This window comes from Bordetella flabilis (assembly GCF_001676725.1).
Lineage (GTDB): Bacteria > Pseudomonadota > Gammaproteobacteria > Burkholderiales > Burkholderiaceae_B > Bordetella_C > Bordetella_C flabilis.
Genome location: NZ_CP016172.1, coordinates 26,073 through 51,433, shown reverse-complemented (window position 1 = coordinate 51,433; position 25,361 = coordinate 26,073). Strand labels below are relative to the sequence as shown.

The 25,361-nt window shown below is 66.6% G+C and carries 25 protein-coding genes; 17 read left to right on the top strand and 8 right to left on the bottom strand.

Going from position 1 to position 25,361, the window contains the following annotated elements; genetic code table 11:
• Positions 1 to 17: 17 nt before the first annotated feature.
• Together BAU07_RS00255 and BAU07_RS00250 are read right to left on the bottom strand one after the other, a co-directional pair.
• On the bottom strand, positions 18 to 920 hold the full coding sequence (locus BAU07_RS00255) for a phytanoyl-CoA dioxygenase family protein (protein ID WP_066652515.1): 903 nt from the start codon (positions 918 to 920) through the stop codon (positions 18 to 20).
• A gap of 270 nt (positions 921 to 1,190) precedes the next feature.
• The gene (locus BAU07_RS00250; protein WP_066652514.1) at positions 1,191 to 2,063 is read right to left on the bottom strand and encodes an alpha/beta hydrolase; all 873 of its coding nucleotides are present in this window, start codon (positions 2,061 to 2,063) and stop codon (positions 1,191 to 1,193) included.
• Positions 2,064 to 2,247: 184 nt separating this feature from the next.
• Here BAU07_RS00250 and BAU07_RS00245 point away from each other — a divergent pair, with 184 nt between their 5' ends.
• Complete coding sequence (locus BAU07_RS00245; protein ID WP_066652513.1) at positions 2,248 to 2,535, top strand: acylphosphatase; 288 nt, start codon at positions 2,248 to 2,250, stop codon at positions 2,533 to 2,535.
• On the opposite strand, the gene BAU07_RS00240 is transcribed toward BAU07_RS00245, so the two are convergent.
• Positions 2,523 to 3,485 (bottom strand): LysR family transcriptional regulator, encoded by a 963-nt coding sequence (locus tag BAU07_RS00240; RefSeq protein WP_066652512.1) that lies wholly within the window; start codon positions 3,483 to 3,485, stop codon positions 2,523 to 2,525. The genes BAU07_RS00245 and BAU07_RS00240 overlap by 13 nt on opposite strands.
• Before the next feature lie 250 nt (positions 3,486 to 3,735).
• Here BAU07_RS00240 and BAU07_RS00235 point away from each other — a divergent pair, with 250 nt between their 5' ends.
• Genes BAU07_RS00235 through BAU07_RS00205 form a run of 7 tightly spaced genes read left to right on the top strand, consistent with a single transcriptional unit; the run spans position 3,736 to position 11,568 of the window.
• Positions 3,736 to 4,857 carry a mandelate racemase/muconate lactonizing enzyme family protein gene (locus tag BAU07_RS00235; protein ID WP_066652509.1) on the top strand — a complete coding sequence of 374 codons (1,122 nt, stop codon included), beginning with the start codon at positions 3,736 to 3,738 and terminating at the stop codon, positions 4,855 to 4,857.
• Positions 4,854 to 5,945 (top strand): mandelate racemase/muconate lactonizing enzyme family protein, encoded by a 1,092-nt coding sequence (locus BAU07_RS00230; RefSeq protein WP_066652505.1) that lies wholly within the window; start codon positions 4,854 to 4,856, stop codon positions 5,943 to 5,945. The genes BAU07_RS00235 and BAU07_RS00230 overlap by 4 nt, the downstream gene beginning before the upstream one ends.
• 59 nt (positions 5,946 to 6,004) lie before the next feature.
• Positions 6,005 to 7,195 (top strand): ABC transporter substrate-binding protein, encoded by a 1,191-nt coding sequence (locus BAU07_RS00225; RefSeq protein WP_198168854.1) that lies wholly within the window; start codon positions 6,005 to 6,007, stop codon positions 7,193 to 7,195.
• 16 nt (positions 7,196 to 7,211) lie between these two features.
• Entirely contained in the window at positions 7,212 to 8,069 is an 858-nt protein-coding gene (locus tag BAU07_RS00220) for a branched-chain amino acid ABC transporter permease (protein ID WP_066652501.1), read from the top strand.
• Positions 8,069 to 9,895 (top strand): branched-chain amino acid ABC transporter ATP-binding protein/permease, encoded by a 1,827-nt coding sequence (locus tag BAU07_RS00215; RefSeq protein WP_066652500.1) that lies wholly within the window; start codon positions 8,069 to 8,071, stop codon positions 9,893 to 9,895. The genes BAU07_RS00220 and BAU07_RS00215 overlap by 1 nt, the downstream gene beginning before the upstream one ends.
• The gene (locus tag BAU07_RS00210; RefSeq protein ID WP_066652499.1) at positions 9,876 to 10,637 is read left to right on the top strand and encodes an ABC transporter ATP-binding protein; all 762 of its coding nucleotides are present in this window, start codon (positions 9,876 to 9,878) and stop codon (positions 10,635 to 10,637) included. Before BAU07_RS00215 ends, BAU07_RS00210 begins: the two co-directional genes overlap by 20 nt.
• On the top strand, positions 10,621 to 11,568 hold the full coding sequence (locus BAU07_RS00205; RefSeq protein ID WP_198168853.1) for an SMP-30/gluconolactonase/LRE family protein: 948 nt from the start codon (positions 10,621 to 10,623) through the stop codon (positions 11,566 to 11,568). The genes BAU07_RS00210 and BAU07_RS00205 overlap by 17 nt, the downstream gene beginning before the upstream one ends.
• A 31-nt stretch (positions 11,569 to 11,599) precedes the next feature.
• Here BAU07_RS00205 and BAU07_RS00200 read toward each other — a convergent pair whose 3' ends face one another.
• The gene (locus BAU07_RS00200) at positions 11,600 to 12,490 is read right to left on the bottom strand and encodes a LysR substrate-binding domain-containing protein (protein ID WP_066652495.1); all 891 of its coding nucleotides are present in this window, start codon (positions 12,488 to 12,490) and stop codon (positions 11,600 to 11,602) included.
• A 143-nt stretch (positions 12,491 to 12,633) separates the two neighbouring features.
• On the opposite strand from BAU07_RS00200, the gene BAU07_RS00195 reads away from it, so the two are divergent.
• The 7 genes from BAU07_RS00195 to BAU07_RS00165 all read left to right on the top strand — a co-directional run bounded on the left by BAU07_RS00195 (position 12,634) and on the right by BAU07_RS00165 (position 19,529).
• Entirely contained in the window at positions 12,634 to 13,929 is a 1,296-nt protein-coding gene (locus tag BAU07_RS00195) for an amidase (protein ID WP_066652493.1), read from the top strand.
• 48 nt (positions 13,930 to 13,977) lie between these two features.
• Complete coding sequence (locus tag BAU07_RS00190) at positions 13,978 to 15,156, top strand: ABC transporter substrate-binding protein (RefSeq protein ID WP_066652487.1); 1,179 nt, start codon at positions 13,978 to 13,980, stop codon at positions 15,154 to 15,156.
• A gap of 55 nt (positions 15,157 to 15,211) precedes the next feature.
• The gene (locus BAU07_RS00185; RefSeq protein WP_066664399.1) at positions 15,212 to 16,081 is read left to right on the top strand and encodes a branched-chain amino acid ABC transporter permease; all 870 of its coding nucleotides are present in this window, start codon (positions 15,212 to 15,214) and stop codon (positions 16,079 to 16,081) included.
• Between the two features lie 7 nt (positions 16,082 to 16,088).
• Entirely contained in the window at positions 16,089 to 17,090 is a 1,002-nt protein-coding gene (locus BAU07_RS00180; protein ID WP_066652485.1) for a branched-chain amino acid ABC transporter permease, read from the top strand.
• Positions 17,087 to 17,869: an ABC transporter ATP-binding protein gene (locus tag BAU07_RS00175; protein WP_066652477.1), complete on the top strand. Its 783-nt coding sequence runs from the start codon at positions 17,087 to 17,089 to the stop codon at positions 17,867 to 17,869. Before BAU07_RS00180 ends, BAU07_RS00175 begins: the two co-directional genes overlap by 4 nt.
• Positions 17,847 to 18,557: an ABC transporter ATP-binding protein gene (locus BAU07_RS00170; protein ID WP_066652476.1), complete on the top strand. Its 711-nt coding sequence runs from the start codon at positions 17,847 to 17,849 to the stop codon at positions 18,555 to 18,557. Before BAU07_RS00175 ends, BAU07_RS00170 begins: the two co-directional genes overlap by 23 nt.
• Positions 18,558 to 18,629: 72 nt before the next feature.
• Entirely contained in the window at positions 18,630 to 19,529 is a 900-nt protein-coding gene (locus BAU07_RS00165; protein ID WP_066652474.1) for a polysaccharide deacetylase family protein, read from the top strand.
• Between the two features lie 56 nt (positions 19,530 to 19,585).
• Here the strand turns inward: BAU07_RS00165 and BAU07_RS00160 are convergent, their stop codons facing one another.
• The 4 genes from BAU07_RS00160 to BAU07_RS00145 form a co-directional block, all read right to left on the bottom strand.
• On the bottom strand, positions 19,586 to 20,575 hold the full coding sequence (locus tag BAU07_RS00160; RefSeq protein ID WP_066652470.1) for an XdhC family protein: 990 nt from the start codon (positions 20,573 to 20,575) through the stop codon (positions 19,586 to 19,588).
• A gap of 167 nt (positions 20,576 to 20,742) precedes the next feature.
• Positions 20,743 to 21,504, bottom strand: a complete 762-nt coding sequence (locus BAU07_RS00155) for a molybdopterin-dependent oxidoreductase (RefSeq protein ID WP_066652464.1) — start codon at positions 21,502 to 21,504, stop codon at positions 20,743 to 20,745.
• Entirely contained in the window at positions 21,497 to 22,150 is a 654-nt protein-coding gene (locus BAU07_RS00150; RefSeq protein ID WP_066652462.1) for a cytochrome b/b6 domain-containing protein, read from the bottom strand. The genes BAU07_RS00155 and BAU07_RS00150 overlap by 8 nt, the downstream gene beginning before the upstream one ends.
• A 57-nt stretch (positions 22,151 to 22,207) precedes the next feature.
• Positions 22,208 to 22,837, bottom strand: a complete 630-nt coding sequence (locus tag BAU07_RS00145; RefSeq protein WP_066652460.1) for a hypothetical protein — start codon at positions 22,835 to 22,837, stop codon at positions 22,208 to 22,210.
• A 178-nt stretch (positions 22,838 to 23,015) separates the two neighbouring features.
• On the opposite strand from BAU07_RS00145, the gene BAU07_RS00140 reads away from it, so the two are divergent.
• Positions 23,016 to 23,711 carry a heavy metal response regulator transcription factor gene (locus tag BAU07_RS00140; protein ID WP_066652458.1) on the top strand — a complete coding sequence of 232 codons (696 nt, stop codon included), beginning with the start codon at positions 23,016 to 23,018 and terminating at the stop codon, positions 23,709 to 23,711.
• Positions 23,684 to 25,108 carry a heavy metal sensor histidine kinase gene (locus tag BAU07_RS00135; RefSeq protein ID WP_066652455.1) on the top strand — a complete coding sequence of 475 codons (1,425 nt, stop codon included), beginning with the start codon at positions 23,684 to 23,686 and terminating at the stop codon, positions 25,106 to 25,108. Before BAU07_RS00140 ends, BAU07_RS00135 begins: the two co-directional genes overlap by 28 nt.
• The last annotated feature ends 253 nt before the right edge of the window (positions 25,109 to 25,361 follow it).

Here is a 25,361-nt window from a genome sequence, read left to right as displayed (position 1 = left end):
CGTCGCGTTCCGCCACGTCAGCGCGCCCGATTCCAGACCTTGCTTACCGCCCGGATCGCCGCCCAGGCCATCCATCTACCGTTGGTAAGCCGCGCACGGGGCAGGCGCCGCATCACTTCGACGGCGATGCCGCCGCGCCGGTGCCATTCCCGCTTGCGCACCTGGCTGTCCGTGCGGCGCCCCTCCAGCCATTCGAACTTGCGCAGGCCCGGCTTGTAGGTCGGCGGTACATTGAAAATCAGGATGTAGGCCAGGCGCGGCGCGTCGGAGGTATTCGGCCCGGTGTAATGCAGCGTGCGCATGTCATGTACGGTGCAGCCGCCCGCCGGCAGCGGCACGGCCACCGCCTGGGAGCGCGGAAAATCGTCGCAGCACTCCAGCGGGTGCAGGGTCTTGTCATTGCCCGGGGACCGATGCTTGAGCACTTCGTAGCGGTTCGAACCCGGAATGAACTGCATGCACCCGTTCACTTCGCCGACCGGCTGCAAAGCCAGCCATATGCTCAGCTCGCGGTATTCGAAATCGGGGGAGCGGAACGCCTCGTCCTGGTGCCAGGGCGTCTCGGGGCCGACGCGCGCAGGCTTGAGCAAGGCGTGCTCGCCGTACAGCGCTGCGTCTTCACCCAGCAGTTGCTTGGCGATGGCCAGCGCGCGGCGATGGTAAGTGGTCTTCAGCAGCTCCGGCGCGTAGTGCGAGGGGTCGTGCAGGCTGGGAAAGGTCTGCGGCTTGTTCGGATCGTCCCGGCTGGCGAAGTCGTACTGGGCGCCCTCTTCGTACCCGACCTTCTTCTCGAACATCTGCATGAGCGTACGGCGTATCTGCGCCACTTCTTCCGCCGGACATATCGTCTCCAGCGAAATGTACCCCTGCTTCTTGTATTCAGCCGTAATCTCTTCCGGAAGGAGATATTGTTGGTTCACATTTACGCTCCGCGCTGTTGGGACGACGGCCACTTTTCCCTATGAAACGGCCTTGTGGCGCTAAGGTAGTCCTTCGAGGTCCGGGCAACTATCGCTCGTCCCTCCTAGGACGGGCACGCCGGCCAGCTCATGCGTAATGGGGATGTTTCGCACCAACGACGTGCGCCCGGGCTCGCCGCGGGACGACCTACGGCTGAGGCGGAACGGTGGAAAAGCGTGACGGAGGTTTACAGCGGGGCCCGCGCCTGCGGAAAGCCGCCAGCCGGCCGGTCAGGACGCCGAGGCGCGGTCCGCCCGCGCCGGGCGGCCCGGCTGCGTGACGAGAAAGCTGAAAAGACGGGCGCGCACGGCTTCCAGACCCGCGGTCGATGGGGCCGCGCCCTGGGCTTCGGCAGCAGGGGTCCAGAGCGTCGCTTCCTCCAGGACGGCCCGCGTCGCCGGGACGCCGGCGGCGCGCAGCCGCGAGGCATAGCTGCGCCCCTCGTCGCGCAGGGGATCATGCGGTCCGCTCAGCAGCAGCAGGGGCGGCAAGCCGGCGAAACGCGTGCCGGCCGCGGGGGTCGCATACGGGTGGCAGACGTCGCAGGGACAGGCCAGGTATTGTTTCCACCCATCGGCCCATTCCGTCCCGGCGGGCGTTCCCTGGGCACAGCGCATCGAGGCCGTGCCCATGCTCGCATCGAGCAGGGGCGAAAACAGGATCTGTCCGGCCAGGGGCGGCCCCAGGCGATCGCGGGCCATCAAGGCCACCGAGGCGGCGATATTGCCGCCTGCTTCCTCGCCCGCCACGAACAGCGCGGCGCCCTTGCCGGCCAGCCGCGCCCGATGGTGGTGCAGCCAGCACAGCGTGGCGTACGCCTTCTCTACCGGCGAAGGAAAGGGGTGGTCCGGCGCCAGCGGATAGTCCACGGACACCACGACCGCGCCCGCGTCGGCCAGCAAACGCGCGACGATGGAATCCCGGTCCACCGATCCGGACACGAAGGCGCCGCCGTGAAAGTGCACGACCAGCGGCGCCGGGCTGCCCGGGCTGCGCCTGCCATAGAACCGGACGCGGCAGGGGGGCGTATCGGGGATCGCCGCGGAGGCCGCATCGGCAGGCAGCGTCGGCCGCCGCGCGGCGATTTCTGAATCACAGGACATGGCACATCAACCGTTGCCCTTGGACGGGCGTGTATGTAATGGTAGTTAGCATAAGAAATGCCCGGACCGGGATAAACCGCGTGGCCGCGACTTAACAATTTCCCTGTCCCGACTAATGCGCACGCATGGTTGAGCGGTGCCTGTGGAAAAATAGCCGGTTCCAAGTCGATACCCGCTGTACATCATGGCTCACGACCCCTTGATCGAAACCGTCTTCGTCCACGTCCGCGGCAAAGTGCAAGGCGTTGGCTTTCGCCTGGCCACCGTCCGGCGCGCGCATATGGTGGGCGCGACCGGCTGGGTGCAGAACCGCCAGGACGGCTCCGTCGAGGCGCTGGTGCAGGGCACCCCCGACCAGGTAGACCAGATGCTGGAATGGCTGGGCCGCGGCCCGCCCGGCGCGATGGTGAAGGAAATCGATTCGCGCCGGGAATTCCTGGACAAACGGTTCAGCAGCTTTCAGCAACTGTGATCGCCGACCGTGCCGGCCGGGGATCCGTCGCTTTCCCATGCGAATCCGCGTTCGCGCACGGTACGATGCAAGGCCGACACGAACAGGCGCGCCGAACGGGACAGGGGCGTATTGTTGGGCAGCAGCATTTGGGCTTTCACTTCGGTGCGCGGCCGGTAGCGCAGCGTGACCACGCCGTAGTCCCGCGGCGCCCAGAGGTGGAAAGGATCGATGATGGCGGCCCCCGCGCCCGAACGCGCCAGCGAGCAAGCCACCGACGTAAGCGTCACCTCCAGGGCAATACGCCGCACCACGCCGGCGCGCTGGAAGCTTTCCTCGATCAATGCGCCCAGGGGCTGGGTCTTGCCGAATGAAATCAGCGGATAAGGCGCCAGGTCGGCCGGCGTAACGGACTCGCGGGTGGCCAGCGGGCTGTCCGGGTGCACCACGCAGACCAGTTCGGAGGCGCACAGGTCGCTCATGCGGCCCTCCACCATCCGGCCGTCGCGATGATGCAGGGGCGACAGTCCCAGCCCGAAGTCCACGCGCTCCTGCACCACATTCTCGAAGACGCCCAGATTGTCCAGCGTGAATACCGAGATCTGGATATGCGGCCACGACTTCTGGAATTCCGCGATGGTCGGCGCCAGCAGATTGTCGGCCAGGGTGGGCACCGCCGCGACCTGCACCGTGCCGACGGTCATCTCCCGCATATCGTCCATCAAACGGTTGACGCGTTCGATGCTGTCGAAGATGCGATTGAGTTCGGCCAGGATGACCTGCGTCTCCCGCGTGGCCTGGAGCCTTCCATGCTTGCGTACAAAAAAAGGAAAGCCCGCATGCGAAGCGCAGTCCCGCAGCATCAGGCTGATGGCCGGCTGGGAAATGCCGAGCGCGCTGGCCGCCTCGGTCACCGAGCCATGGACGCTGACGGCACGGATGATTTCCAGCTGTCGAACGGTAAGCGACATCCTGTCTTCCTCCTTGGTTCTCGTGGCCGCCGGCAGGCCTTGTAGTGGTGTGCGACGCCGGTTTGTCCAGGCGGGATCCGTGGAGCGAAAGCCGCCTGGCACATAAGGACAGCTTATGCGGAAATTAGTCCGGCTGAATTGATTTTATCTAGCCGCCTCCCTATCCTCGTGTGCAAATACCGCCGCGCAAACGCGCAGGACGATAAAACGCCAGGAGGAGACACATGGCGAAGCCCCCGGGCCGCGACGCATGAACATCGTATCCATCGCGTCCGAAGTTGTATCGCTGCCTTTCGACATGGGTGGTCCGTACCAGCGTTTCGCGGGCGCCTTGTGGGATCGTCTCGACATCCTGCTGGTCCGTGTCGAAACCGAGGACGGCCTGGTCGGCTGGGGCGAGGCCTTTGGCCACGCCGCCATTCCGTCCACCCGCGCCGCCCTGGACACCATCGTCGCGCCACTGGTCATCGGCCAGGATGCCGGCGACATCACCGGCCTGACGCGCCGCGTGCTGCACGCCACCCACTTGCTGGGCCGCAACGGCGCCTATGTCTATGCCTGGTCCGGCGTGGAGATCGCACTGTGGGACCTGCTGGGCAAGCGTTGCAATCAACCCGTGCATCGACTGCTCGGCGCCGCGCCGTGCGCGCAATTGCCTGCCTACGCCAGCCTGCTGAATTACAGCGACGACACGCTGGTGGCACGCAACACGGCGGCCGCGGTGCAACAGGGTTATCGGCACGTCAAGCTGCACGAGGTCACGCATAGTTCCGTCCGCGCCGCGCAGGCGGCCGCCGGCGACGAGGTCGCCATCATGCTGGACACCAACTGCGCCTGGGATGTGCCCACCGCCGTACGCATGGCCGACACGCTGCGCGGAGAAGGCATGTATTGGCTGGAAGAACCGGTGTGGCCGCCGGAAGATACCCTGGGCCTGGCGCGCGTGCGCCAGCGCGGGATTCCCATCGCCGCCGGCGAGAACGTCGCGGGCCCGCATGGCTTTCGCCTGCTGCTCGAGGCCGGGGCACTGGATATCGCGCAGCCCAGCGTCACGAAGATCGGCGGCATCGGCGAAGCCATGCGCGTCGCGGCGCTGTGCCAAACGCACGGCGTCGAAACCGTGCCGCACTCGCCATACTTCGGGCCGGGCTTCGTCGCCACATTGCATATCGCGGCCGCCCTGCCGAACAAGCCGCTGATCGAGGTCCTGTGGCTGGACATGGAAGCCAACCCCTTCGACCCCTGGGTCCGTGCGCGCAATGGCCACGTGGCGGTGCCGCAAGGGCCCGGCCTGGGCTGCGACCCCGATCCGGCCGTGCTGGCACGCTACCGGGTCGGCAATCCGCACATCACGCGCGAGAGGCATGCATGAAGATAGAACGCCTGGAGACCCGCGCCATCGCGCTGCCGCTGGAGCGGCCGATCCAAAGCGCGCTGGGCCCCATACACAGCTGCGGCGTCGTGCTGGTATACGCCTACACCGACAACGGCATCGTCGGCGAGAACCTGGTCTTCACCTTGAACGACCGGCGCACCGGCGTCCTGCAGCACATGGTGGAGGAGCTCGCCGACCTGGTGGTGGGCCGCGACGCCGGGCACATCGCCGGCTTCTGGGCACGAGCCTGGAAGGACATCAATTTCTTCGGCCACAAGGGCGTGCCCGTCATGGGCATCTCGGCCATCGACGGAGCGCTGTGGGATATCGCCGGCAAGGCCGCCGACATGCCGCTGTACCGCTTGCTGGGCGGGGCGCGCGACCGCCTGCCCGCCTACCACAGCGGCGGGCTTTGGCTGGACCGCGATATCGATGCGCTGGCACGCGAGGCGCAGGACATGGTGGCCTCTGGGTTCAAGGCCGTGAAGATGCGGCTCGGCATGCCCGACCCCCGCCAGGATGCCGATCGGGTACGTGCCGTGCGCGAAGCGATCGGCCCCGACGTCCGCCTGATGGCCGATGCCAACCAGGGCTTGAACGAGGCACAGGCGATCCGGCTGGGCCGCATGCTGGAACCGCACAACCTGACCTGGTTCGAGGAACCGCTGCCCGCTTGGGACCTGGAAGGCGTGGCCCGCGTGGCCGCCGCGCTGGACACGCCCATCGCCAGCGGGGAAACCGAGTACACCCGCTACGGCTTTCGCAGCATGCTGGCGCAGCGCAGCGCGGACGTACTGATGCCCGACTTGCAGCGGGTCGGCGGCGTCAGCGAATTTATGCGTGTCGGCCATATGGCCGAAAGCCACGACGTTCCCGTATCGAGCCACCTGTTCCCCGAAACCAGCATCCAGGTGCTGGGCGCCCTGGCCAACGCCATCTACCTGGAATACATGCCCTGGTTCTCGTCGCTGTACCGCGAGCGGCTGGAATTCGTCGATGGCGACGCCGTCGTGCCCGAGCGGCCCGGATGGGGCTTCTCCTTCGACGCCCGGCGCATCGCCGAATTGCACAACGCCCGTCGCTGACCGGGCGCCCCGCACGACCGCCTTTGCAACGCCTCTGGCCGCTCTATCAAGGAAATACCATGCCTCTATCGCGTCGGAATTTCGTTCTTGCAACCACCGGAATGCTCGGTGCGTCGGCCATCGGCGCCCCGCGCTGGGCGCGCGCGGCCAGCGAGCCGCTGCGCATAGGCTGGCTGGCCGCGCTCACGGGCCCGAGCTCCGCCCCGGGCGTCGGTTTCGATCGCGGCGTCAACTTCGCCGCGGAAGCGCTCAACGCGGCGGGCGGCGTCAAGGGCCGCAAGATCGAGATCATCACGCGAGACACCCAGGGCGACCCCACCAAGGCGGTCAATGCCACGCAGGAGATGATCAACTCCCAGAAAGTCCATGCCATCTGGGGCCCCACCAATTCCGGCGAATCGCTGGCCGTCACACCGATCATGGCGCGCGCGGGCATTCCCAACATCCATCCCTGCGTCATCGACAGCCTGATCGATCCGAAAAAATTTCCGAACGCCTTTCGCATCGCGCCCTCCAATGCACAGTGGGACGACGCCGTACGCAACTATTGCCTCAAGGTGCTGAAGGTCAACAAGATCGCCGTGATCGGCGACACCACGGGCTACGGCGTCAGCGCGGTCAAGACCTGCGTCGCCAACTTCAAGAAAGACGGCGCGGAAGTGGTCTACAGCAACAATATCGACGCGACGCAGCCCGACATGACTCCGGACATGACACGCGCGCGCAACGCCGGGGCGCAGGTCATCGTCATCTGGAGCGTATCGACCGGGATGGAGGCACGCCTGTTCAATGCCCGCGCCGAAATGAACTGGGACGTGATCTTCGCCGGCCACCCGTCCATGGCGTCGGGCGAAATCCGCGGCCTGCTGGCCAAGCCGCAGAACTGGGACAAGGTCTATGCGGTCGGCTACAAGAGCTGCAGCTATGACGCCAGCGGCAAGCTGCCCGCCCGCTCCCAGGAATTCGTCGACAAGGTCCAGGGCAAGGTCAAGCTGGACGACACGCTGTTCTGGTGGGTTACCGCGGGCTACGACGCGATATCGATGGTGGCCCGCGCGGTGCAGGAAAGCGGCGCGGCGCCCAAGGAAATCATCGCCTACTGGAATACGCTGAACCCCTATCCCGGATACTTCGGCGATTACCGGTATTCCCCGACGCAGCACGACGGCTATCCCACCGCCGACGTGGTCATGTCGGCGGCCAATTCGGCCCGCCATGGCACCTTCGCGCTCGCGCCCGGCTACGCCTGAACCTGGGAGCGCAACGATGCTTGGTTCCATCATCGCATCCGGCCTGGCCATGGGCGCGGTCTACGCGCTCATCGGCATCACCTACAACACCATGTTCGCGACCTCGCGCGTGATGAGCTTCACCGCGGGACAGCTGGGCATGCTCGGCGGCGTGCTCGGCTCGCTGTTCATACTCAAGCTGGGCCTGCCGCCGCTGCTCGGCTTTGTCGCGACCCTGGCGGCCTGCGCGGTGGTGGGAATCGTGACCGAGTTCGTCGCCGTGCGGCCGGTGCTCAAGAGCCTGGACCAGCACCTGTACGTATTGTCCACGCTGGCGCTGGCGCTGATGATCCAACAGGTCACGGCAATCGAATGGGGCACCGAACCGCAACCTTTTCCACGCCTGTTCGGCCTGGGCGCCGGCATCTGGGATGAAAAATTCTGGTTGCCGGTAATTGCTTGCGCGCTGGTGGTGCTGGGCCTGGAATACCTCTATCGCCGCACGCTGGTCGGCATGGCTTTCCTGGCCGTGGCCGAGGATAACTTCGCAGCGCGCGCCCTGGGCCTGCCCGAACGCCGCCTGCGGGTCTGGAGCTACGCGTTGGCCGCCGTCATCGGCGGCATCGCGGGCTTTGCGAGCGGACAGTTGATGCTGGCCTTCTTCGCCAATGGCACGCTGCTGAATTTCTACGGATTCGTGCCGGTCGCGCTGGGCGGCCTGGGCAACAACCGCGGCGCCCTGGTCGGCGGCCTCGCCCTCGGGCTTTTCCAGCAGGCCGCGAATTTCACCGTGGGCGGCGTATTCGCGTCGATCGCGGTCTTCGTGCTGTTCATCGTGGTCCTGCTGGCGGTGCCGCAGGGCCTGTTCGGCACATCCACCGCGCGGAGAGTGTGATGGCAGCCGATAGCGAACTGCACGGGCGCATCGCGGCGCCGGCACACGGCCCCACGGCCTTGCCGCGCGCCGCGGCCTCGACCTGGCACTACGTCCTGCCCTTCATGGCGATCTTCGCGCTCGCCGCGCTGCTGCCCTTGGCCGGCAATACCTACTGGACAGTGATCGCGACGCGCGCGGCCGTCTATTGGATCCTGGTCTCCGGCCTGAATCTCATTGTCGGCTATGCCGGCCAACTGGCGATCGGCTATGTGGCCCTGCTGACGCTGGGCGCGTATATCACCAGCGTGCTCGCGGGGGGCAATGTGCTGCCGGCCGTGCCTCCCTTGCTGGCGCTGGTCTGCGCCGGCGCAGGCGGCGGGGTCTTCGGCCTGATCGTCGGCCTGCCCGCCCTGCGCCTGCGCACGTTCTACTTCGCCATGGCGACGCTGGGCTTCGCCACCATCGTGACGCAGATCGCGCTGGCCTGGCAAAACGTCACCGGCGGCGGAATCGGCCTGCCCGGCCCGGCGCTGCCCGCGCCCTTCGACAGCGAACTCGGCCTGTACTACCTGTGCCTGGCCGTGGCAGTGGTGTGCACCGCGCTGACATCCAATGTGGCGCGCAGCCGCTTCGGACGTGGCCTGATCGCCGTGCGCGACGCCGAGGTCGCCGCCGAGGCGAGCGGGATCTCCAAGGTGCGCCTGCTCTCCATCGTGTTCGTCTTCAGCGGTGTGCTGGCGGCGGTGGCCGGCGGCCTGTTCGCCTCGCTGCAAACCTATATCACTCCGGACGCATTCACCTTCGAATTGTCGGTGCTGTTCTTCATCTCCATTCTGATCGGCGGGCGCGGCTCCATACTCGGTCCCTTGCTCGGCACGGTGATCCTGACCGTGCTGCCGGAGATCGCCGCGCCGCTGGCCGCATGGTCCAACTTCCTGTACGCGCTGATGTTGCTGATCATCGTGCTGGCGGCGCCGGGCGGTATCGCGGCCCTGCTGGACTTCCGCAGCCGCCGCCCCCTGCCTGCGAACCGCGCGATCGTGCCCAACCCCGGGCCACTGGCGCAGTTGCTGGTCGCCCCCCCCACGGGCACCGGCATCGCGCTGCGTGACATCGTATTGAGCTTTGGCGGCGTGCGAGCCATCGACGGCCTGAGCCTGTCCATCGCGCCGGGACAGGTGCATGGCCTGATCGGTCCGAACGGCAGCGGCAAGACCACGACGCTGAACGTCATCTCCGGGTACTGCACACCGGAGGCCGGCACGCTGTCCCTGGACGGCCAGCCGCTGCCTATGGGCAAGCCGCTGCAGCGCGCCCCGCGCGGCATTGCCCGCACCTACCAGACGCCGCGCATCATAGGCGAAGCGTCGGTGCTGCAGAACGTCATGATCGGCGGCACCCTGCAGGGCCGGGCTTCTTTTATCGAAACGCTGCTGCGCCTGCCGCGCCATGGCCGGGACGAGGCCGCCCTGGATGCGGCCGCGCGCCACGCCTTGCAGACCGTGGGGTTGGCCGCGCTGGCCGACGTGCGCGCCGATCGCCTGCAACACAGCGAACTGCGCTTCCTGGAGATCGCCCGCGCGCTGGTGCTGCGTCCGGCCTTTCTGCTGCTGGACGAACCGGCCGCGGGACTGGCGGCGGAAGAGATCCGCCGCCTGGGCGACCTTATCCAGCACATCAGCCGGCACGGCACCGGCGTGCTTCTGGTGGAGCACCACGCCGACCTGATCTTCGATATCTGCGACCACGTGACGGTCCTGAACCTGGGCCGCGTCCTGGCCGACGGCACGCCGGCGCAGGTGCGCGAACACAAGGAGGTGGTCAGTGCATACCTCGGCGGATGACGTGAATTCGGCGGCCTCCTTGCTGTCCGTAAGGGGCCTGGATGCGGGCTACGGCAAGATCGGCATCCTGCACGGGATCGACCTGGACGTGGGCGCGCGCGAGATCGTCGCGATCCTGGGCCCCAATGGCGCGGGCAAGAGCACCCTGATGCGGGCGATCTCCGGCCTGCTGCCTTTGACGGCAGGCAGCGTGGCGTTCGGCGGCACCGACCTCAGCCGCGCCAACCCACGCGACGCCGCGCGCGCGGGGCTGGTGCATGTCATCGAAGGGCACCGCGTCTTCACGCAGCAGAGCGTCATCGACAACCTGATGTTGGCCGGCTACGATGTGCCGCGAGCAGAACGGCGCATGCGGATCGAGGAAGCGCTGCACTTTTTCCCGGAGATCGCGGCCAAGCGCCATGATCGCGCCGGCGCCCTCAGCGGTGGCCAGCAGCAGATGCTGGTTGTCGCGCAGGGGTTGGTCAAACGGCCCCGCCTGCTCATACTCGACGAACCGTCCGCCGGCTTGTCGCCTGTGCTGGTGGACCGCGTGTTGACGGTCGCGCGGCAGTTGCGCGAGCAGGGCACCGCCATCGTGCTGGTCGAGCAACTGGTGGAAAAGGCCCTGGCGCTGGCCGACCGCGTGTACGCGCTGGCGCAGGGCCGTATCGCCATGCAGGCCAGCACGCGGGAAGCCGACCTGGCCGCACGCCTGGAGCGGGCATATTTTGGAGACCATGGCCGTGTGGCAACCCAGTGAACGCTATCCCGATCCGCGCATCGAAATCATCGATCCGCGCTTTTCCCGCTATGTGCACTTCAACGCCGCCGTCGAAAAACTGGGCGACGGCATGCGCTGGGCGGAAGGGCCGGTGTGGTTCGGCGACGGCCGGTATCTGCTGGTCAGCGATATCCCGAACGATCGCATCATGCGCTGGGATGAGGCGACCGGGACATTCAGCGTGTTCCGCCAGCCGTCGCGCAACGCCAACGGCAATACACGCGACCTGCAAGGGCGGCTGGTCACCTGCTCGCACGAAGGGCGCTGCATCACGCGTACCGAATACGATGGCAGCATCACCGTGCTGGCGGACCGCTACGAAGGCAAGCGGCTGAACTCGCCCAACGATGTGGTGGTGAAGTCGGATGGCTCGATCTGGTTCACCGACCCGCCGTTCGGCCTGGGCGGCTGGTACGAGGGAAAGCCCGCCGCGCAGGAATTGCCGGCCTGCGTCTATCGCCTCGATCCAGGGTCCGGCGAGCTGGTCGTGGTCCATGACCACGCCGATGGCCCCAACGGACTGTGCTTCTCGCCGGACGAGCGGCTCCTGTACCTGGTCGAATCGCGCGCCACGCCCCATCGCCTGATCACCGTCCACAAGGTGGCCGCCGATGGCCGCAGCCTGGGCGAAGGCCGCACCTTCATCGACTGCGGACCCGGCACCTCGGACGGCATACGCTGCGACGTCGACGGCAACCTGTGGTGCGGCTGGGGCATGGGATCGGAAGCACTGGACGGCGTGGTGGTGTTCGCCCCGGACGGCACGCGCATCGGCCACATCCACCTGCCCGAGCGTTGCGCCAACCTGTGCTTCGGCGGACTACATCGCAACCGGCTCTTCATGGCGGCGGGCAAGTCGCTGTACGCCCTGTACGTGAATACCCGAGGCGCGGTGCCCGCCGGTTCCTGAGCCGGCGAAGCGGCCCCGCAATCGGACCGCGCTAGGCCTGTTGCAGGATGCGCGCAAACGCCTGCGCCGTCGGATTCAGGTTATCGGGCCGGCGCGCGCAATACAGGTCTACGTCGAAAGCGCCGGGCAGGCCCGCCAGCGGACGGTAGGCCACGCCGGAGCTTCGTAGCCCCGCTGCGGATTCCGGTACCAGGGCCACGCCCATGCCGCCTTCGACCAGGGCCAGCAGGGTCGGCAGCACGCTTTCATAGACGATGCGCGGCCGCACATTGTGGTCGCGGAACAGGCGCATCTGTATGGCGTTGAAGTACGAGGACGCCTCCTGGTGAAAGCCCACCAGCGGCTGGCCATCCAGGCTTGCCATCGGCACCTGTGGCAGTTGGGCGCAGGGATGGTCGGCCGGCATGGCCAGAACCAGCTTCTCCCGATGCACCCGCTCGAAAACCAGTTCCGGCTCGATGGCGCGCGGCAAGCGGCGAAATATGGCCAGGTCGATGGTGCCGGCCATCAGCTTGTCCGTCAGGACATTGGTCAATTCCTCGAACAGCATCAATTCCACGTCGGGATACTTGGCGCGGTAACGCGACAGCGCGCCCGGCAGCACCCGGTACGCGGCCGTACTGACAAACCCCACCGCGAGCCGCCCGGCGTCGCCGCTGCCGGCGCGGCGCACGGCGCGCAGGATGGATTCGTTGTCCTCGACCAGGCGGCGCGCGCGGTGCAGCAGCACTTCGCCGGCCTGTGTCAACCGCACGGAACGCGTCGAACGCACGAACAGTTCCGTGCCGACATGGGCCTCGAACTGGCGTATCAATTGGCTCAAGGGCGGCTGGCTGATGTTGAGCCGGATGGCCGCGCGCCCGAAATGCAGTTCCTCGGCAACCGCAACAAACGCGCGCACGGCACGTGACAGCAGGGGCATCGTTTTCCCGGACTATTAGGTCGATCTTCGTCTTAGTAATGCGGGAAGATTGTATTAGACATATCAATGCACGGTCCATAAAGTAGTCCGTGTGCCCGGGCGCTTCCGCCCCACCGAAGGCACATTCTCCACGGAACGTTGTCGTGAAACCTCTGAATCATCTGACCGCGTGGGAAGCCGCCGCCGCCATCGAACGAGGCGACGCCACGTCCACCGCCATCGTGCAGGCTTGCCTGGACCGGATCGCCGAACGCAATGACGAAGTACGGGCCTTCGTGGCCTGTGATCCCGCCCTGGCGCTGGCGGGCGCGCGCCAGGCCGAGGCCGCCACCGGCCCGTTGCGCGGCATCCCGTTCGCGGCCAAGGACATCTTCGATACCGTCGACTACCCCACCGAGTACGGGTCGCCGATCTACCGCGGACATCGTCCCGCGACGGACGCCGGCTGCGTCGCGCTGGCGCGTCACCGCGGCGGCGTACTGGTCGGCAAGGTGGCGACCGGGGAGTTCGCCACCCAGACACCCAGCAAGGCAGTCAACCCCTTGCGGGTGACCCACACACCGGGAGGCTCTTCCAGCGGATCGGCCGCGGCCGTGGCCGACTATATGGTGCCGGTGGCCTTCGGTACGCAGACCACCGGCTCCATCGTCCGCCCCGCCATCTACTGCGGCGTGGTGGGTTACAAGCCCAGCTTCGGCCTGATCGCAAGCGCCGGCATGAAGGCGCTGAGTCCCTCCCAGGACACGGTCGGCGTCATCACCCGCGATGTCGCGGACGCCGCGTTTTTTACGCTGGGCCTGCACGGCGCGCATGACGTCATGGCGGGCACTGCGCTGCGACCGCGCATCGGCGTCTGCCTGTCGCGCCAGTGGGACTACGCGCATGCGTCGACGATCGCCGCCATCGATCAGGCCGCCGCCCGCCTGGAAAGGGCAGGCGCCCAGGTCAGCCGCTTCTGGCTGCCCGCGGAATTCGAGGCCCTGGAATCCATGCAGCTGCGCCTGTTCGCCTTCGAGGCGCGCCAGGCATTGGCACAGGAACGCCTGTCCAACGAAGCGCTGCTCAGCCCGCGTCTGCAGGCTCGCCTGCGTGCCGGCGCCGACATCGGCCTGGACGAATACACCGCCACGCTGCAACACGTGGCGCAGATGCGGGCCCGCGCCCGCGCCCTTTTCGACTCCTGCGATGTGCTGCTGTACCCGGCGGCCGAGGGCGAAGCCGAGGCCGGCCACGACTATTCGGGCTCGCCTCGCTACGGCGCGATCTGGACATTGCTGCACCTGCCCTGCGTGTCCTTCCCGCTGGACATCGGGCCGGGCGGGCTGCCGCTGGGCGCGCAATTGGTCGGCCCCTACGGCCAGGACACGCGGCTGCTGGCCGCCGCGCGTTTCGCCACGTCGGTGCTGGGGCCGGTACCGGGGCCCGGCCAGGCCGGCTGAAGCCTTAATCGCCAACCGCACTGTCATCAACGACAAGGGGAAGTTCTCATGCAATCAACGAAGCTGGTCGGAAAATTCATGTTGGCCGCCGTAGGCGCCAGCCTGGCGGTGTCTGCGCACGCGCAGGAGACCTTGAAGATCGGTGGCATCGGCCCGTTGTCGGGTGGCGGCACCGCGTGGGGCCTGGCCGTGCAGCGCGGCGTGCAGATGGCGATCGACGAAGCCAACGCCGGTGGCGGCCTGAAGATCGGCGGCAAGACCTACAAGCCCGAACTCGTCATGTACGACGACAAGTACAGCGCCACGGGCGGCCGCACGGCGGCCGAGCGCCTGGTCAACTACGACAAGGTCAAGTTCATCATTGGCCCGATCGGCACACCGTCGGTCATGGCGGTCGTACCCATCACCAACCAGGCCAAGACCATCGTTCTCTCCAACGGCTATGCGCCCGAGATCCTGAAAAACAGCGGCAAGGACGGCTACAACTTCCGCTCCATGAACAGCAACGTCGAATTCGGCCCCGCCATGGTGAAGTGGCTGAAAGAGACCCGGCCCAAGCTGAAGAAGGTAGCCCTCATCGTTCCCAACGATGCGACCGGACAGGTTGTTATGCCCACGCTCGGCCAGACATACAAGGACAACGGCTACCAGGTTTGGTCGGAAAGCTACGAGCGCGGCAGCAAGGAATTCACGCCGCTGCTCACGCGCATGATGGCGCAGGGCGTGGATCTGCTGGACCTGAACCTGAACGCCCCCGGCGAAGCGGGACTGCTGGTCAAGCAGGCACGCCAGATCGGTTTCAAGGGCGTCATCTGGCAAGTTGGCGGACCGGGCATCGACGAGATCAACGACATCGCCGGACCCTATGCCGAAGGCTTCATGTCCTATGACGTGTTCGACTTCCGCGAGCCTGGCGCGCAGAAGTTCGTCGACGCGTACAAAAAGCGCTGGAGCGGCGTGATCAATGCGCAGACGCCGGGCTGGTACAACTCCGCGCGCATCCTGTTCAAGGCGCTGGAGACGGCCGGTACGGTCACCGACACCGACAAGGTGCGCACCGCACTGGAAGGGCTGGGCGGCTTCGATGCCGGCATCTATGGTCCCGTGGTGTGGGGCGGCGAGAAAGCCTATGGCGTCAACCATCAATTGCTGAACAAGTTCTGGATCACCGAGATCAAGGACGGCAAGCCGCACACGCTGGCCACGCTGACGCCCGTCAGGGAATAAGCCACACAACGGCGCGGGTATGCCGCGCCGCCTGCTCCGCCTTCCAGGGGACCCCATGTTTTCCGCACCGGTCATGACGCAGGTGCTGATCAACGGCCTGAGCCTGAGTGCGATCTATGTATTGATTGCGCTGGGATTCACGCTGCTGTTCGGCATCATGAAAGTGGTCAATTTCGCGCATGGCAGCTTCGCCATGCTGGGCGGCTACGCGCTGCATTATTTCTTTGGCGAATTCAAGCTGCCCTACGTGGTTGCCATCGTGCTGGCGGGCCTGAGCGTCGCCAGCCTGAGCCTGGTCCTGGAATGGCTGGTATTCCGCCGCTTCTACCAGAAGATGTTCCAGAGCATGATCGGCCTGCTGGGGCTGGACATCGCCATCGTCTACACCAGCGTGCTGGTGTGGGACGTGTACGAGCGCTCCGTGCCCGCCGCGATGGACGCCATGATCACACTCGGCCCCGTTTTCATTCCGGCCGACAAACTGATGATTATCGGCATCGCGATCGTCGTGCTGCTGGCGTTCTGGGCGTTCATGAGCCTGAGCCGCTATGGCCTCGCGGTGCGCGCGGCGTCGGAGGACATCGAGATCGCCGAAGCGCAGGGCGTCAATACCCGCCGCATTTACCAGTTGGCCTTCTTCCTGGCGATCTTCATGACGGCGATCGCCGGGGCCATCTATGCGCAGACCTATGCCCTGTCCCCGTTCATGGGGGACAGGCCGCTGATGGTGGCCTTCATCGTGGTGATCCTGGGCGGCATGGGCAGCATACCCGGCGCCGCGCTGGGAGGCGTGATCTTCGGTTTCGCGGAGAGCTTCCTGTCCACTTTCTACGGCTCGGCTACTTCGACGCTGGTGTCGTTCGGCGTGGTGATCGCGCTGCTGGTGGTGCGCCCCTGGGGCCTGCTTGGAAAACCTGAACGCTGAGGCCGCGATGTCCAATATTCCTCTGAAACAAGCCCTGCCGGCACGCCGCGCCGCCGGCGTATCGCGCGGGCCAGCCGCCCTGGCTGCGGGACTGCTCGCGACGGCCGTGCTGGCCGCGTTGCCCGCGGTCATGGACAATGCGTTCATCCTGGCGATCGGCGCGCTGATCCTGCTGAACGTGATCGGTGCGCTGAGCCTGCACCTGATCATACGCACCGGGCATATCTCGCTGTCGCATGCCGGCTTCATGGGCGTGGGCGCCTACGCCTGCGCACTGTCGGTACTGCGCCTGGGCGTGCCGCCGTGGCAGGGCCTGGCCATAGGCGCGGTCGCGGCGGCCGCGCTGGCGCTGCTCGTCGGCCCCATACTGCTGCGCCTGACCGGCAAGTACTTCGTGCTGGTCACCTTCCTGCTGGGCGAGATCATCCGCCTGGTGCTGGTCGAATGGGAAAGCATGACGGGGGGCTCCAACGGCTTGTCCAACCTTCCGGACCTGCATCCCGGCCTGGGCTCGCCCACGGCGCAATACTATGTCGCCCTGGTGGCGGCGGTCCTGTGCGCCGCCTTCTGCATACGGTTGCTGATGTCCGAGACGGGGCGCGCCATCGATGCGATACGCGAAGCGCCACGCCTCGCCGAATGCAGCGGCGTGCGCGTGCTGCGCCTGAAGGTCGGCATCTTCGTGCTGGGCTGCGCGCTGGTCGGCCTGCAGGGTGGCCTGCTGGCCTTCTTCATGCATTACATCGATCCCACCACGTTCGGCATGACCGATTCGCTGAACCTGGTCGTGATGAACGTCCTTGGCGGCATGTACCATGTCGTAGGCCCCATCATCGGCGCCACCTTTCTCGTGGCCCTGCCCGAACTGCTGCGCGGCTACGTCGAGGTGCAGCGCATCCTGTTCGGCATCGCACTCATCATCGTCATGGCGTCGTTTCCATCGGGGCTTGCGGGACTTGCCGCCCTGGTGCGCGGCGCATGGCGTGGACGCAAGGAGGCACGAGCATGACACAGCTGCTCGATGTGCAGCGCATCGGCCGCGCCTTCGGCGGACTAAAGGCGGTCGACAACGTCAGCCTGGAGGTCTACCAGGGCGAAATCCTGGGCGTGATCGGCCCGAACGGCGCCGGCAAGACCACCCTGGTGAACCTGATCAGTGGCGTCATTCCGCCTAGCACCGGCACCGTGGTGTTCAAAGGCGAAACCGTGACCGGCATGGCGCCGTCGCGACTGACGGAAAAAGGACTGGTGCGCACCTTCCAGTCCACCGCGGTGTACGGCGCCCGCAGCGTGCGGGAAAACATCGTGCGCGGTTCCTACCTGACCCGCTATCCCGGCTTTCTGGCGGCCCTGTTCGGCTCGCGCGCCGCCCGGGCGCGGCGCGCGGCGGCCGACGCGCTGGTGGACGAGCTGCTGGACAGGATGGGCCTGGCGGCCGTGGCGGACGCGCAGGCCGGCAGCCTGCCGTACGGGGTACAGAAAATACTGGGCATCGCCATCGCCCTGGCCGCGCGCCCGCAACTGCTGATGCTGGACGAACCCGTCGCGGGACTCAGCGCGGAGGAAACCGACCAGGTGCGCGACGCCATCCTGCGCGTGCGGGAATCCGGAGTCACGGTCATGGTCATCGACCACAACATGCGCTTCATCGCCGGCCTGTGCGACCGCCTGCTCGTCGTCGCCGCGGGGCAGGAACTCATGCGCGGCAAGCCGGAAGAAGTCCTGCGCGACCGGCGCGTTGTCGAGGCTTACTTGGGGACGAGGAATGTCACTGCTGGAATTGCGTGATCTGGACGTGAGCTACGGTCGTGTCGCGGGCACGCGCAAGCTGAATCTATCGATAGGAGAAGCGGAAACCGTCGCGCTGATCGGCTCCAACGGGGCCGGCAAAAGCAGCACCCTGAAGGCCATCACCGGCCTGGTGCGCACATACGGCGGCGACATCCTGTGGCAAGGCAAGAGCATCAAAGGCCTGGCCGCGTCCGAAGTCGTCAAGCTGGGTATCGGCTTCTCCCCCGAGGGGCGCCGCGTATTTCCTTCGCTGTCGGTACAGGAAAACCTGAAGATGGGCGCCTTCGGACGTGGCGGCGACCGCCTGGCCGAGCGGACCGAGCAGATATTCGCGTATTTCCCGCGCCTGAAGGAGAGGGCACGGCAGACCGCCGGCAGCCTTTCCGGCGGCGAGCAACAGATGCTGGCCATCGGCCGCGCGCTGATGAGCGGCCCCAGGCTGTTCCTGCTGGACGAACCCTCGCTGGGCCTGGCGCCCATCATCGTCGAACGGATCGGCGACATCCTGCTCGACATCCAGCAGCGCGAGGGCCTGGCCTTCGTGCTTGCCGAACAGAATGCCAATTGGGCGATGCGCGTGGCCCAGCGCACCGCCATTCTGCAATTGGGCGAAAAAGTCTTCGACGACGCCTCGGCGGCGCTGCTCGAGGATCCCAAGGTGCAAACCGCCTTCCTGGGCGTCTAGGGCTTGTTGACGCCGCCTTGCCCCCCGGCTCGACCGGACCCTGATCGTTGACCCTTACTCATCGGATGATCCATGCTGCTTCCCTACCACGACCGATATCCGTACAGCGCCATCACCAAGCGTCCCGACTACACCTGGCCGGATGGCAAGCGACTCGCCGTTTACCTGGGACTGAATATCGAGCACTTCGCCTTCGGCACGGGGCGCGGCCACAACCTGGGCGCCGAACTGCCGCAGCCGGACGCCCGCGGGTTTGCCTGGCGGGACTATGGCAACCGCGTCGGCGTCTGGCGCCTGCTGGAACTTTTCGATGAGCTGGGGCTTCCGGCCTCGCACCTGATGAACACGGTGATCTTCGATTACTGCCCCGACGTCCTCGAACCCATTCTGCGACGCGGCGATGAGATCATCGGCCACGGCCGCACGAACGCCGAGGCCCAGGGCCATCTGTGGCCCGCGGACGAGGCGCGCCTGTTGACCGAAGTACGGGAAGCCATCCGCAAACACACCGGCCAGGAAGTGCGTGGATGGATGGGACCATGGATGTCGCAAAGCGCGCAGACGCCCGAACTGCTCGTCGATACCGGCTACAAGTTCGTCATGGACTGGCCGGCCGACGACCAGCCGGTCTGGATGACCACGCGGTCCGGCCCCTTGATGTCGGTACCGTATCCGCTGGAGATCAACGACTCGCCGCAGATGCTGGTGCGGCGTCATACGGCCCAGGACTTCGAGCAGATGATCATCGAGCAGTTCGAGGAAATGCTGGCGCAATCGGCCCGCCAGCCGTTGGTATGCGGCATCGCGCTGCACACGATGATTGTCGGCCAGCCGTATCGCCTGCGCGCCTTGCGGCGCGCGCTGAAGCACATCGTCGAACACCCGCAGCGGGACAAGATATGGTTCGCGCGGCCTGGTGAAATCTATGACCACTGCGTTGGCCTGGAGGCGGGCATCATGCCCCGGCCCTGATCGGCGCGGTCATTCCGGGGCGCGGCCAGCTCGAACGACGGTCCGCCCCCAGACGGTCACCCCTGCCGCGAGGCGGCGGATGGATTCGGCGCGCAGGCCGCGGCCCCGCCCAGCGTATTGCGCACCCACACCAGTTCCGCGGCAATGGCCACCGCGATCTCGGCAGGCGTACGGCTGGCGATGCGCAGGCCCACCGGACCATGCAGGCGGTCGATTTCCTCGTCTGACAGGTCGAACATGCGCAGACGTTCGCGACGCTTGGCCTGGTTGGGCCCGGAGCCGAGCGCGCCCACATAGAAGGCCGGCGACTTCAGCGCTTCCAGCAAGGCCATGTCGTCCAGCTTCGGATCATGGGTGACGGCGACGATAGCGGTGCGCTCGTCCGTGCCGATGGCCGTCACCGTGTCGTCCGGCATCGACGTCAGCAGCGTCACCTGGGGCGTGTTCCAGTCGGCCAGGAACTCCTCGCGCGGGTCGCAGACGATGACGTGGAAATCGAGCGCGGTGGCAATCTCGCACAGCACGCGGGCGGTCTGGTTCGCGCCGATGATCAACAGGCGCCAATGCGGCCCGTAGACGGACCGGAAGGTCCGGCCGTCGAAATCCGGGCCGTCGTTCGGGCCGGCCGGTGCCAGCACCCATTCGCTCGTCTGCAGGTCCACCGTGCGCATGATCAAGCGATGTTCCCGCACTTCCAGCAGCACCGGGTCCAGCCATTGCGTGTCGGCCACCGGCTCCACGACCAGGCGCAAGGTGCCGCCGCAGGGCAGGCCGAAGCGGGCCGCCTCGTCCGCGGTGACGCCATAGGTGATGCGGTCGGGTGCGGAGGGCAGCGTGCCGGCCTGCGCACGGCCAATCAGGTCGTCTTCCACGCATCCGCCGGACACGGATCCGACCAGGCGGCCATCCTCGCGCAGCGCCGCCAGGGCGCCCGCCTGCCGCGGCGCGGAGCCCCAGGTCTGGACCACGGTAACCAGATGCACGCGGTGGCCGGCGGCGACCCAGTCGCGGGCCTGCTGCAGCACGTCGATATCCAGGGAGTTCATGCAGTGCCTATGGAGAAGACCGTAAAGATGCGGCGCTGCCTGAACCGCCGGACGCCGCGCCCGCCTACTTTACAAGAGCCGGCCGCCCGCGTCGATGGCCGGGCCGCCGCCCAGCAGCGGTGCGCCGGCTGGCCCGGGGCCGTCCCGCGACGAATCCCCGCCGCCGGTCAAATACCGCTGAACCAGTTGTAGCCCTGGTCTTCCCAATACCCGCCGGGATAGCTGTTGCTGACGAACAGCGCCATGATGTGCTTCGGATTCTTGAACCCGAGCTTGGTGGGCACGCGCAGGCGCAGCGGCATGCCATAGTCGGCCGGCAGCGGGGCGCCGGCGAAATCCAGCGTCAATATCGTCTGCGGATGCAGCGCCGTCGGCATGTCGATACTGCCGTAATAGCGGTCCGCGCACTTGAAACCGACGTAACGCGCCGTGAGGTCGGCGCCGACATGCTGCAGGAAGGTCTTCAGGGGAATGCCGCTCCATTGCCCGATGGCGCTCCAACCTTCTATGCAGATCAGGCGCGTGATCTGGCTGGCCTGCGGAAGCTTGCGCAGGTCCTCCAAGGTCCATGCCTTCTTGTCCGCGACCAGGCCCGAGACCTCCAGCCGCCAGGTGGACAGGTCGATGTCCGGCACGCTGTATTCGGGGTAGTAGGCATTGAAGGGGAAGGGGTCGGTGATGTCCGCGGCGGCGTAGGTGGGCGCCAGCCGGCCCGGCTGGAAGAGCCAGCCCTGGACGCGGTCGTTCCAGCGCGACATCGCCCACAGCACCTTGTCGAAGGTATCGCCGTCCTGCATATTGCAGCCGCTCATCATCGCCAGGGCGCCGAGGGACAAGCCCCCGCGCAGCAGCAGGCGCCGCTGTGCGCGATGCAGGGCGCTGCGCTGCGCGGGCTCCAGCACCAGGCCTTGTGGTTTCCGGTCAGGCATCGTGTACTCCCGGGCCACGGCCCGTAATCATGGGCGGCAAGGTCCGGGGCACCAGGACCACCAGCGCGAGATGCACCACCACGAACAGGCCGATGCCCGCCATGGCGATGAAATGCACGACCCGCGCGGCCGCGAAACCGCCGAACAATGCCGTGAGCTCGGCCAGTTGCACGGGCTTCCAGATCGCCAGGCCCGACAGCACGATCAACACGCCCAGGGCCAGCACGCCCAGGTAGAGCGCCTTCTGCACCGCGTTGTAGCGCCCCGGCGCATGCGGCAGCCGCAGGCGCATCGCGGCGCCGAGGTCGCGCGCGAAAGCGCGCGGCGTGACATCCAGCAAATCGCGACGCAGATGGCCGCCCAGCACGCTGCCGATCAGGTAAACCAGGCCGTTGCCGACCAGCAGCCACATGACCGCGAAGTGCCAGGCGGTCGCCCCGCCCAACCAGCCGCCCAGCGTGGCCCATGGTGGGAAGCGGAAACCGAAGATCGGCGTCGCGTTATAGATGGCCCACCCGCTCATGAACATGCATGCCATCGCATAGACGTTGATCCAATGCGTGAGCCGCACGTATAGCGGATGGACGCGCGCGCGCGGGCGCGTGGCGGGCGATGGGCCGCCGTCGGGGACAAAACGAGCTTTCAAAGGATGGCTCCCGGCGAGCCGGAGCGGGACGCGTCGCGACCCGCTCCGGCGTGCACGCTACATCGGCGGGATAGTCCCGTTCTTGCCAGCGATGATGGTGGTGGCCGTCAGGCTGCCGTCGGCGTTCTTCGTGGGGAACACCAGCACGGGCGCACCCTGCTTCAGCAGGCTGCGCTCGCCCGGCTCCATGTAGACGATAGGCACGTCGGGCGGCACCACGATGGTTTTTTCGCCGTCCTTGTACTTCACCTTCATGGTCGTGCCGTTGGTGGCCAGCAGGCTGCCGACCGTCCCGTTGGTCATCTGCGCGGACTGCCCGTTGGTGCCGAGCCAGGGCCGATTGCCTTCGCCCGATCCCCGCAGCGACGCTGCGAACACATGCACCTCCAGCGCTTTCTGCGTGCCATCGGGCTGCGGCACCGCCGCGGTACCGATGAAGCTGTCCGGCTTGATGTCGCTCAGCTTGGCCAGCGAAACCGCGCGCACCGCGGCATTCGCCGGCACCGCCAGCGTCACGTCGTGGCCGTTGCGTGCCTTGACCACCAGGGTGGTATCGGTGATCTGTTCGATCGTGCCGCGCACCGCCAGGCGGTTCGCCGCCGGCTGCTGCTGCGCCTGGGCCGCGGTCATTCCGCCAGCCAGCAGCAGCGCGCCGCACAATGCTCCAATTCGATATCGCTTGTTCATCCGCATCTCCGTTCTGCACATAGCCGGGCCAGATGGCTGGCACACGGCCGGTCCCGGTGGACCGCCACGCTATGGTGCCCCGGGGTGCGGGACGGCAACATGACCGCTGAATGACAATAATGTCATGAAAGCTCGGCGCCGAATCGATAAAATCGGCGCGATGTCATAGAGGTGCGGCGTGCGCATACTGGTGGTCGAGGATGACCTCAAAACAGGCGAGTACCTGAAGAAGGGCCTCGGCGAATCCGGCTATACCGTGGACCTGGCCCGGCACGGCAGCGACGGCCTGCACCTGGCGCTGGAGCAGCGCTATGACCTGATCGTGCTCGACGTCATGCTGCCGGGCATGAACGGTTGGCAGATCATGGAAACGCTGCGCAAGCACCAGGATGTGCCGGTGCTGTTTCTCACCGCGCGCGACCATCTTCAGGACCGCATCCATGGGCTCGAACTGGGCGCGGACGACTACCTCGTCAAACCCTTCTCCTTCACGGAACTGGTATTGCGCATACGCACCCTGCTGCGGCGCGGCGTGGTGCGCGAGGCCGACCACCTGCGGCTGGCGGACCTGCATATCGACGTGCTGAGACGGCGGGTGACGCGCATGAACACCGCGATCGCGCTGACCAACAAGGAGTTCACCCTGCTGCACCTGCTGGTGCGCCGCGAAGGTGAAGTACTGTCGCGCGCCATCATCGCCTCGGAAGTCTGGGACATGAATTTCGACAGCGACACCAATGTCGTCGACGTGGCGATCAAGCGGCTGCGTGCCAAGATCGACAGGCCCTACGAGCCGAGGCTGATCCACACCGTGCGTGGCATCGGCTATATCTGCGAGGTCCGCGCATGCTCGGAAAGCGCTCCCGCTCCCTGACGCTGCGCACGGCGCTGCTGTTCGCGCTGGTGGCTGCCCTGGTGGTGAACATGGCGGGCATGTACCTGTACGTTTCCATGCGGGCCAGCATGATGGAGCGCAGCGATGTCGGCCTGTCAGGTCGCGTCGAGCGCTTCCGGATGCTGCTTGGCGGCATGCTGACGCTGCAGGAAATCCGCGAACGGCCCAGCCTGTTCGAGAACATGCTGGGCAACGAACAGGATGTCCTGGTATTCCGTGGCCCGGGCGGCGCAGCGGTGCTGGACGTCAATCCCGGGGGGCAGGTCCTGCCGGACATGCAGGCGGTTCCGCTGGACCGGCCGGTGTCGCCCAAGGACGTGCGGCCCGGCGTCAGCGTGCAAAAGGCGCCGATGCGTGTAGTGGCGGCCATGGCGCAGACGCTGGACGGCCAGCAAATGGAAATCCAGGCCGCGCACGTGCTGGTGGCCGAAACGCGGATGCTGCAACAGTACCGTCGCCGGATCGCCCTGGCCGTTGCGCTGGCCTTCGTCTCCATCGCCGGACTCGGCTACCTCGCACTGCGGCGCGGCCTGCGCCCGCTGCGCGCGATGGCGGCGCAGGCGGCTCGCATCACACCCGCCCGCCTGGACGAACGCCTGAACCTGGACCAGACGCCGCACGAGCTGCGCGAGCTCACCACGTCGTTCAATGCCATGCTGGATCGGCTGGCCGATGGATACGAGCGGCTCACGCAATTTTCCGCGGACCTGGCGCACGAGATCCGGACACCCATCGGCGCGCTGATGGGGAATTGCCAGGTGGCGCTATATCAGCGGCGCACCCCCGAAGAATACGAAACCGTACTGGCGTCCAGTCTGGAAGAACTCGAACGCCTGTCGCGGCTGGTGGAAAACATCCTGTTCCTCGCGCGCGCCGACAATGCGCAGTCGGCCCTCGATTATGCGACGCTGGACCTCGATACCGAACTGCATCGCGTGGCCGAGTACTTCGAAGGCCTGGCCGAGGAACGCGGCATCCGGCTGGAATGTCGCGCCACGGGCAGCGTGCGGGCGGACGCGATCCTGTTCCGGCGCGCCTTGGGCAACCTGGTGGCCAACGCCGTGCGCTATGCCGATTCCGACAGCGTCGTCACGCTGTCGACGCAGGCCGTGGACGATGCGGTCCTCATACACGTGGACAACCGCGGCGCGCCCATACCATCCGAGTTGCTGCACAAGCTGTTCGACCGCTTCTACCGGGCCGACGTGTCGCGCAGCGCAAGCTCGGATGCCAGCGGACTGGGACTGGCCATCGTCCGCGCCATCATGGCGTTGCATGGCGGCAGCGCACGCGCCGACGCGTCGCCGCAGGGCCATATCCGCTTCACTCTGCGATACCCCGGCTCGCCCGGCATCGGGGCGCGGCAGCCAGCCTGATCCGCTGCGGACCGCGCTGGACGCAAATGGCATATCGCCGCGCTCGCAGTGCACGCGCCGGCTGCGAACGCCCATGCCGACCGTCGCACATCGGGCCGCCTTTACCCCCATTGGCTATCGCTATGCTGCGAATAGTTTTTCGCTTTTAGGGCGATTAGCTCAATTTTTGGAAGAATGATTTCCGGATACTGGGGTTTATCCCTAGTCCTGGTCGGCGCAGAATGCGTTTCATCGGGACAGCAACAGACAGCGC

What these genes read in the sequence shown, in the direction of transcription:
- BAU07_RS00250 (WP_066652514.1), bottom strand. Translation starts at nt 2,063, where the DNA reads ATGTCCTGTGATTCAGAAATCGCCGCGCGGCGGCCGACGCTGCCTGCC.
- BAU07_RS00245 (WP_066652513.1), top strand. Translation starts at nt 2,248, where the DNA reads ATGGCTCACGACCCCTTGATCGAAACCGTCTTCGTCCACGTCCGCGGC.
- BAU07_RS00240 (WP_066652512.1), bottom strand. Translation starts at nt 3,485, where the DNA reads ATGTCGCTTACCGTTCGACAGCTGGAAATCATCCGTGCCGTCAGCGTC.
- BAU07_RS00235 (WP_066652509.1), top strand. Translation starts at nt 3,736, where the DNA reads ATGAACATCGTATCCATCGCGTCCGAAGTTGTATCGCTGCCTTTCGAC.
- BAU07_RS00230 (WP_066652505.1), top strand. Translation starts at nt 4,854, where the DNA reads ATGAAGATAGAACGCCTGGAGACCCGCGCCATCGCGCTGCCGCTGGAG.
- BAU07_RS00225 (WP_198168854.1), top strand. Translation starts at nt 6,005, where the DNA reads ATGCCTCTATCGCGTCGGAATTTCGTTCTTGCAACCACCGGAATGCTC.
- BAU07_RS00220 (WP_066652501.1), top strand. Translation starts at nt 7,212, where the DNA reads ATGCTTGGTTCCATCATCGCATCCGGCCTGGCCATGGGCGCGGTCTAC.
- BAU07_RS00215 (WP_066652500.1), top strand. Translation starts at nt 8,069, where the DNA reads ATGGCAGCCGATAGCGAACTGCACGGGCGCATCGCGGCGCCGGCACAC.
- BAU07_RS00200 (WP_066652495.1), bottom strand. Translation starts at nt 12,490, where the DNA reads ATGCCCCTGCTGTCACGTGCCGTGCGCGCGTTTGTTGCGGTTGCCGAG.
- BAU07_RS00190 (WP_066652487.1), top strand. Translation starts at nt 13,978, where the DNA reads ATGCAATCAACGAAGCTGGTCGGAAAATTCATGTTGGCCGCCGTAGGC.
- BAU07_RS00185 (WP_066664399.1), top strand. Translation starts at nt 15,212, where the DNA reads ATGTTTTCCGCACCGGTCATGACGCAGGTGCTGATCAACGGCCTGAGC.
- BAU07_RS00180 (WP_066652485.1), top strand. Translation starts at nt 16,089, where the DNA reads ATGTCCAATATTCCTCTGAAACAAGCCCTGCCGGCACGCCGCGCCGCC.
- BAU07_RS00175 (WP_066652477.1), top strand. Translation starts at nt 17,087, where the DNA reads ATGACACAGCTGCTCGATGTGCAGCGCATCGGCCGCGCCTTCGGCGGA.
- BAU07_RS00170 (WP_066652476.1), top strand. Translation starts at nt 17,847, where the DNA reads ATGTCACTGCTGGAATTGCGTGATCTGGACGTGAGCTACGGTCGTGTC.
- BAU07_RS00165 (WP_066652474.1), top strand. Translation starts at nt 18,630, where the DNA reads ATGCTGCTTCCCTACCACGACCGATATCCGTACAGCGCCATCACCAAG.
- BAU07_RS00160 (WP_066652470.1), bottom strand. Translation starts at nt 20,575, where the DNA reads ATGAACTCCCTGGATATCGACGTGCTGCAGCAGGCCCGCGACTGGGTC.
- BAU07_RS00155 (WP_066652464.1), bottom strand. Translation starts at nt 21,504, where the DNA reads ATGCCTGACCGGAAACCACAAGGCCTGGTGCTGGAGCCCGCGCAGCGC.
- BAU07_RS00145 (WP_066652460.1), bottom strand. Translation starts at nt 22,837, where the DNA reads ATGAACAAGCGATATCGAATTGGAGCATTGTGCGGCGCGCTGCTGCTG.
- BAU07_RS00135 (WP_066652455.1), top strand. Translation starts at nt 23,684, where the DNA reads ATGCTCGGAAAGCGCTCCCGCTCCCTGACGCTGCGCACGGCGCTGCTG.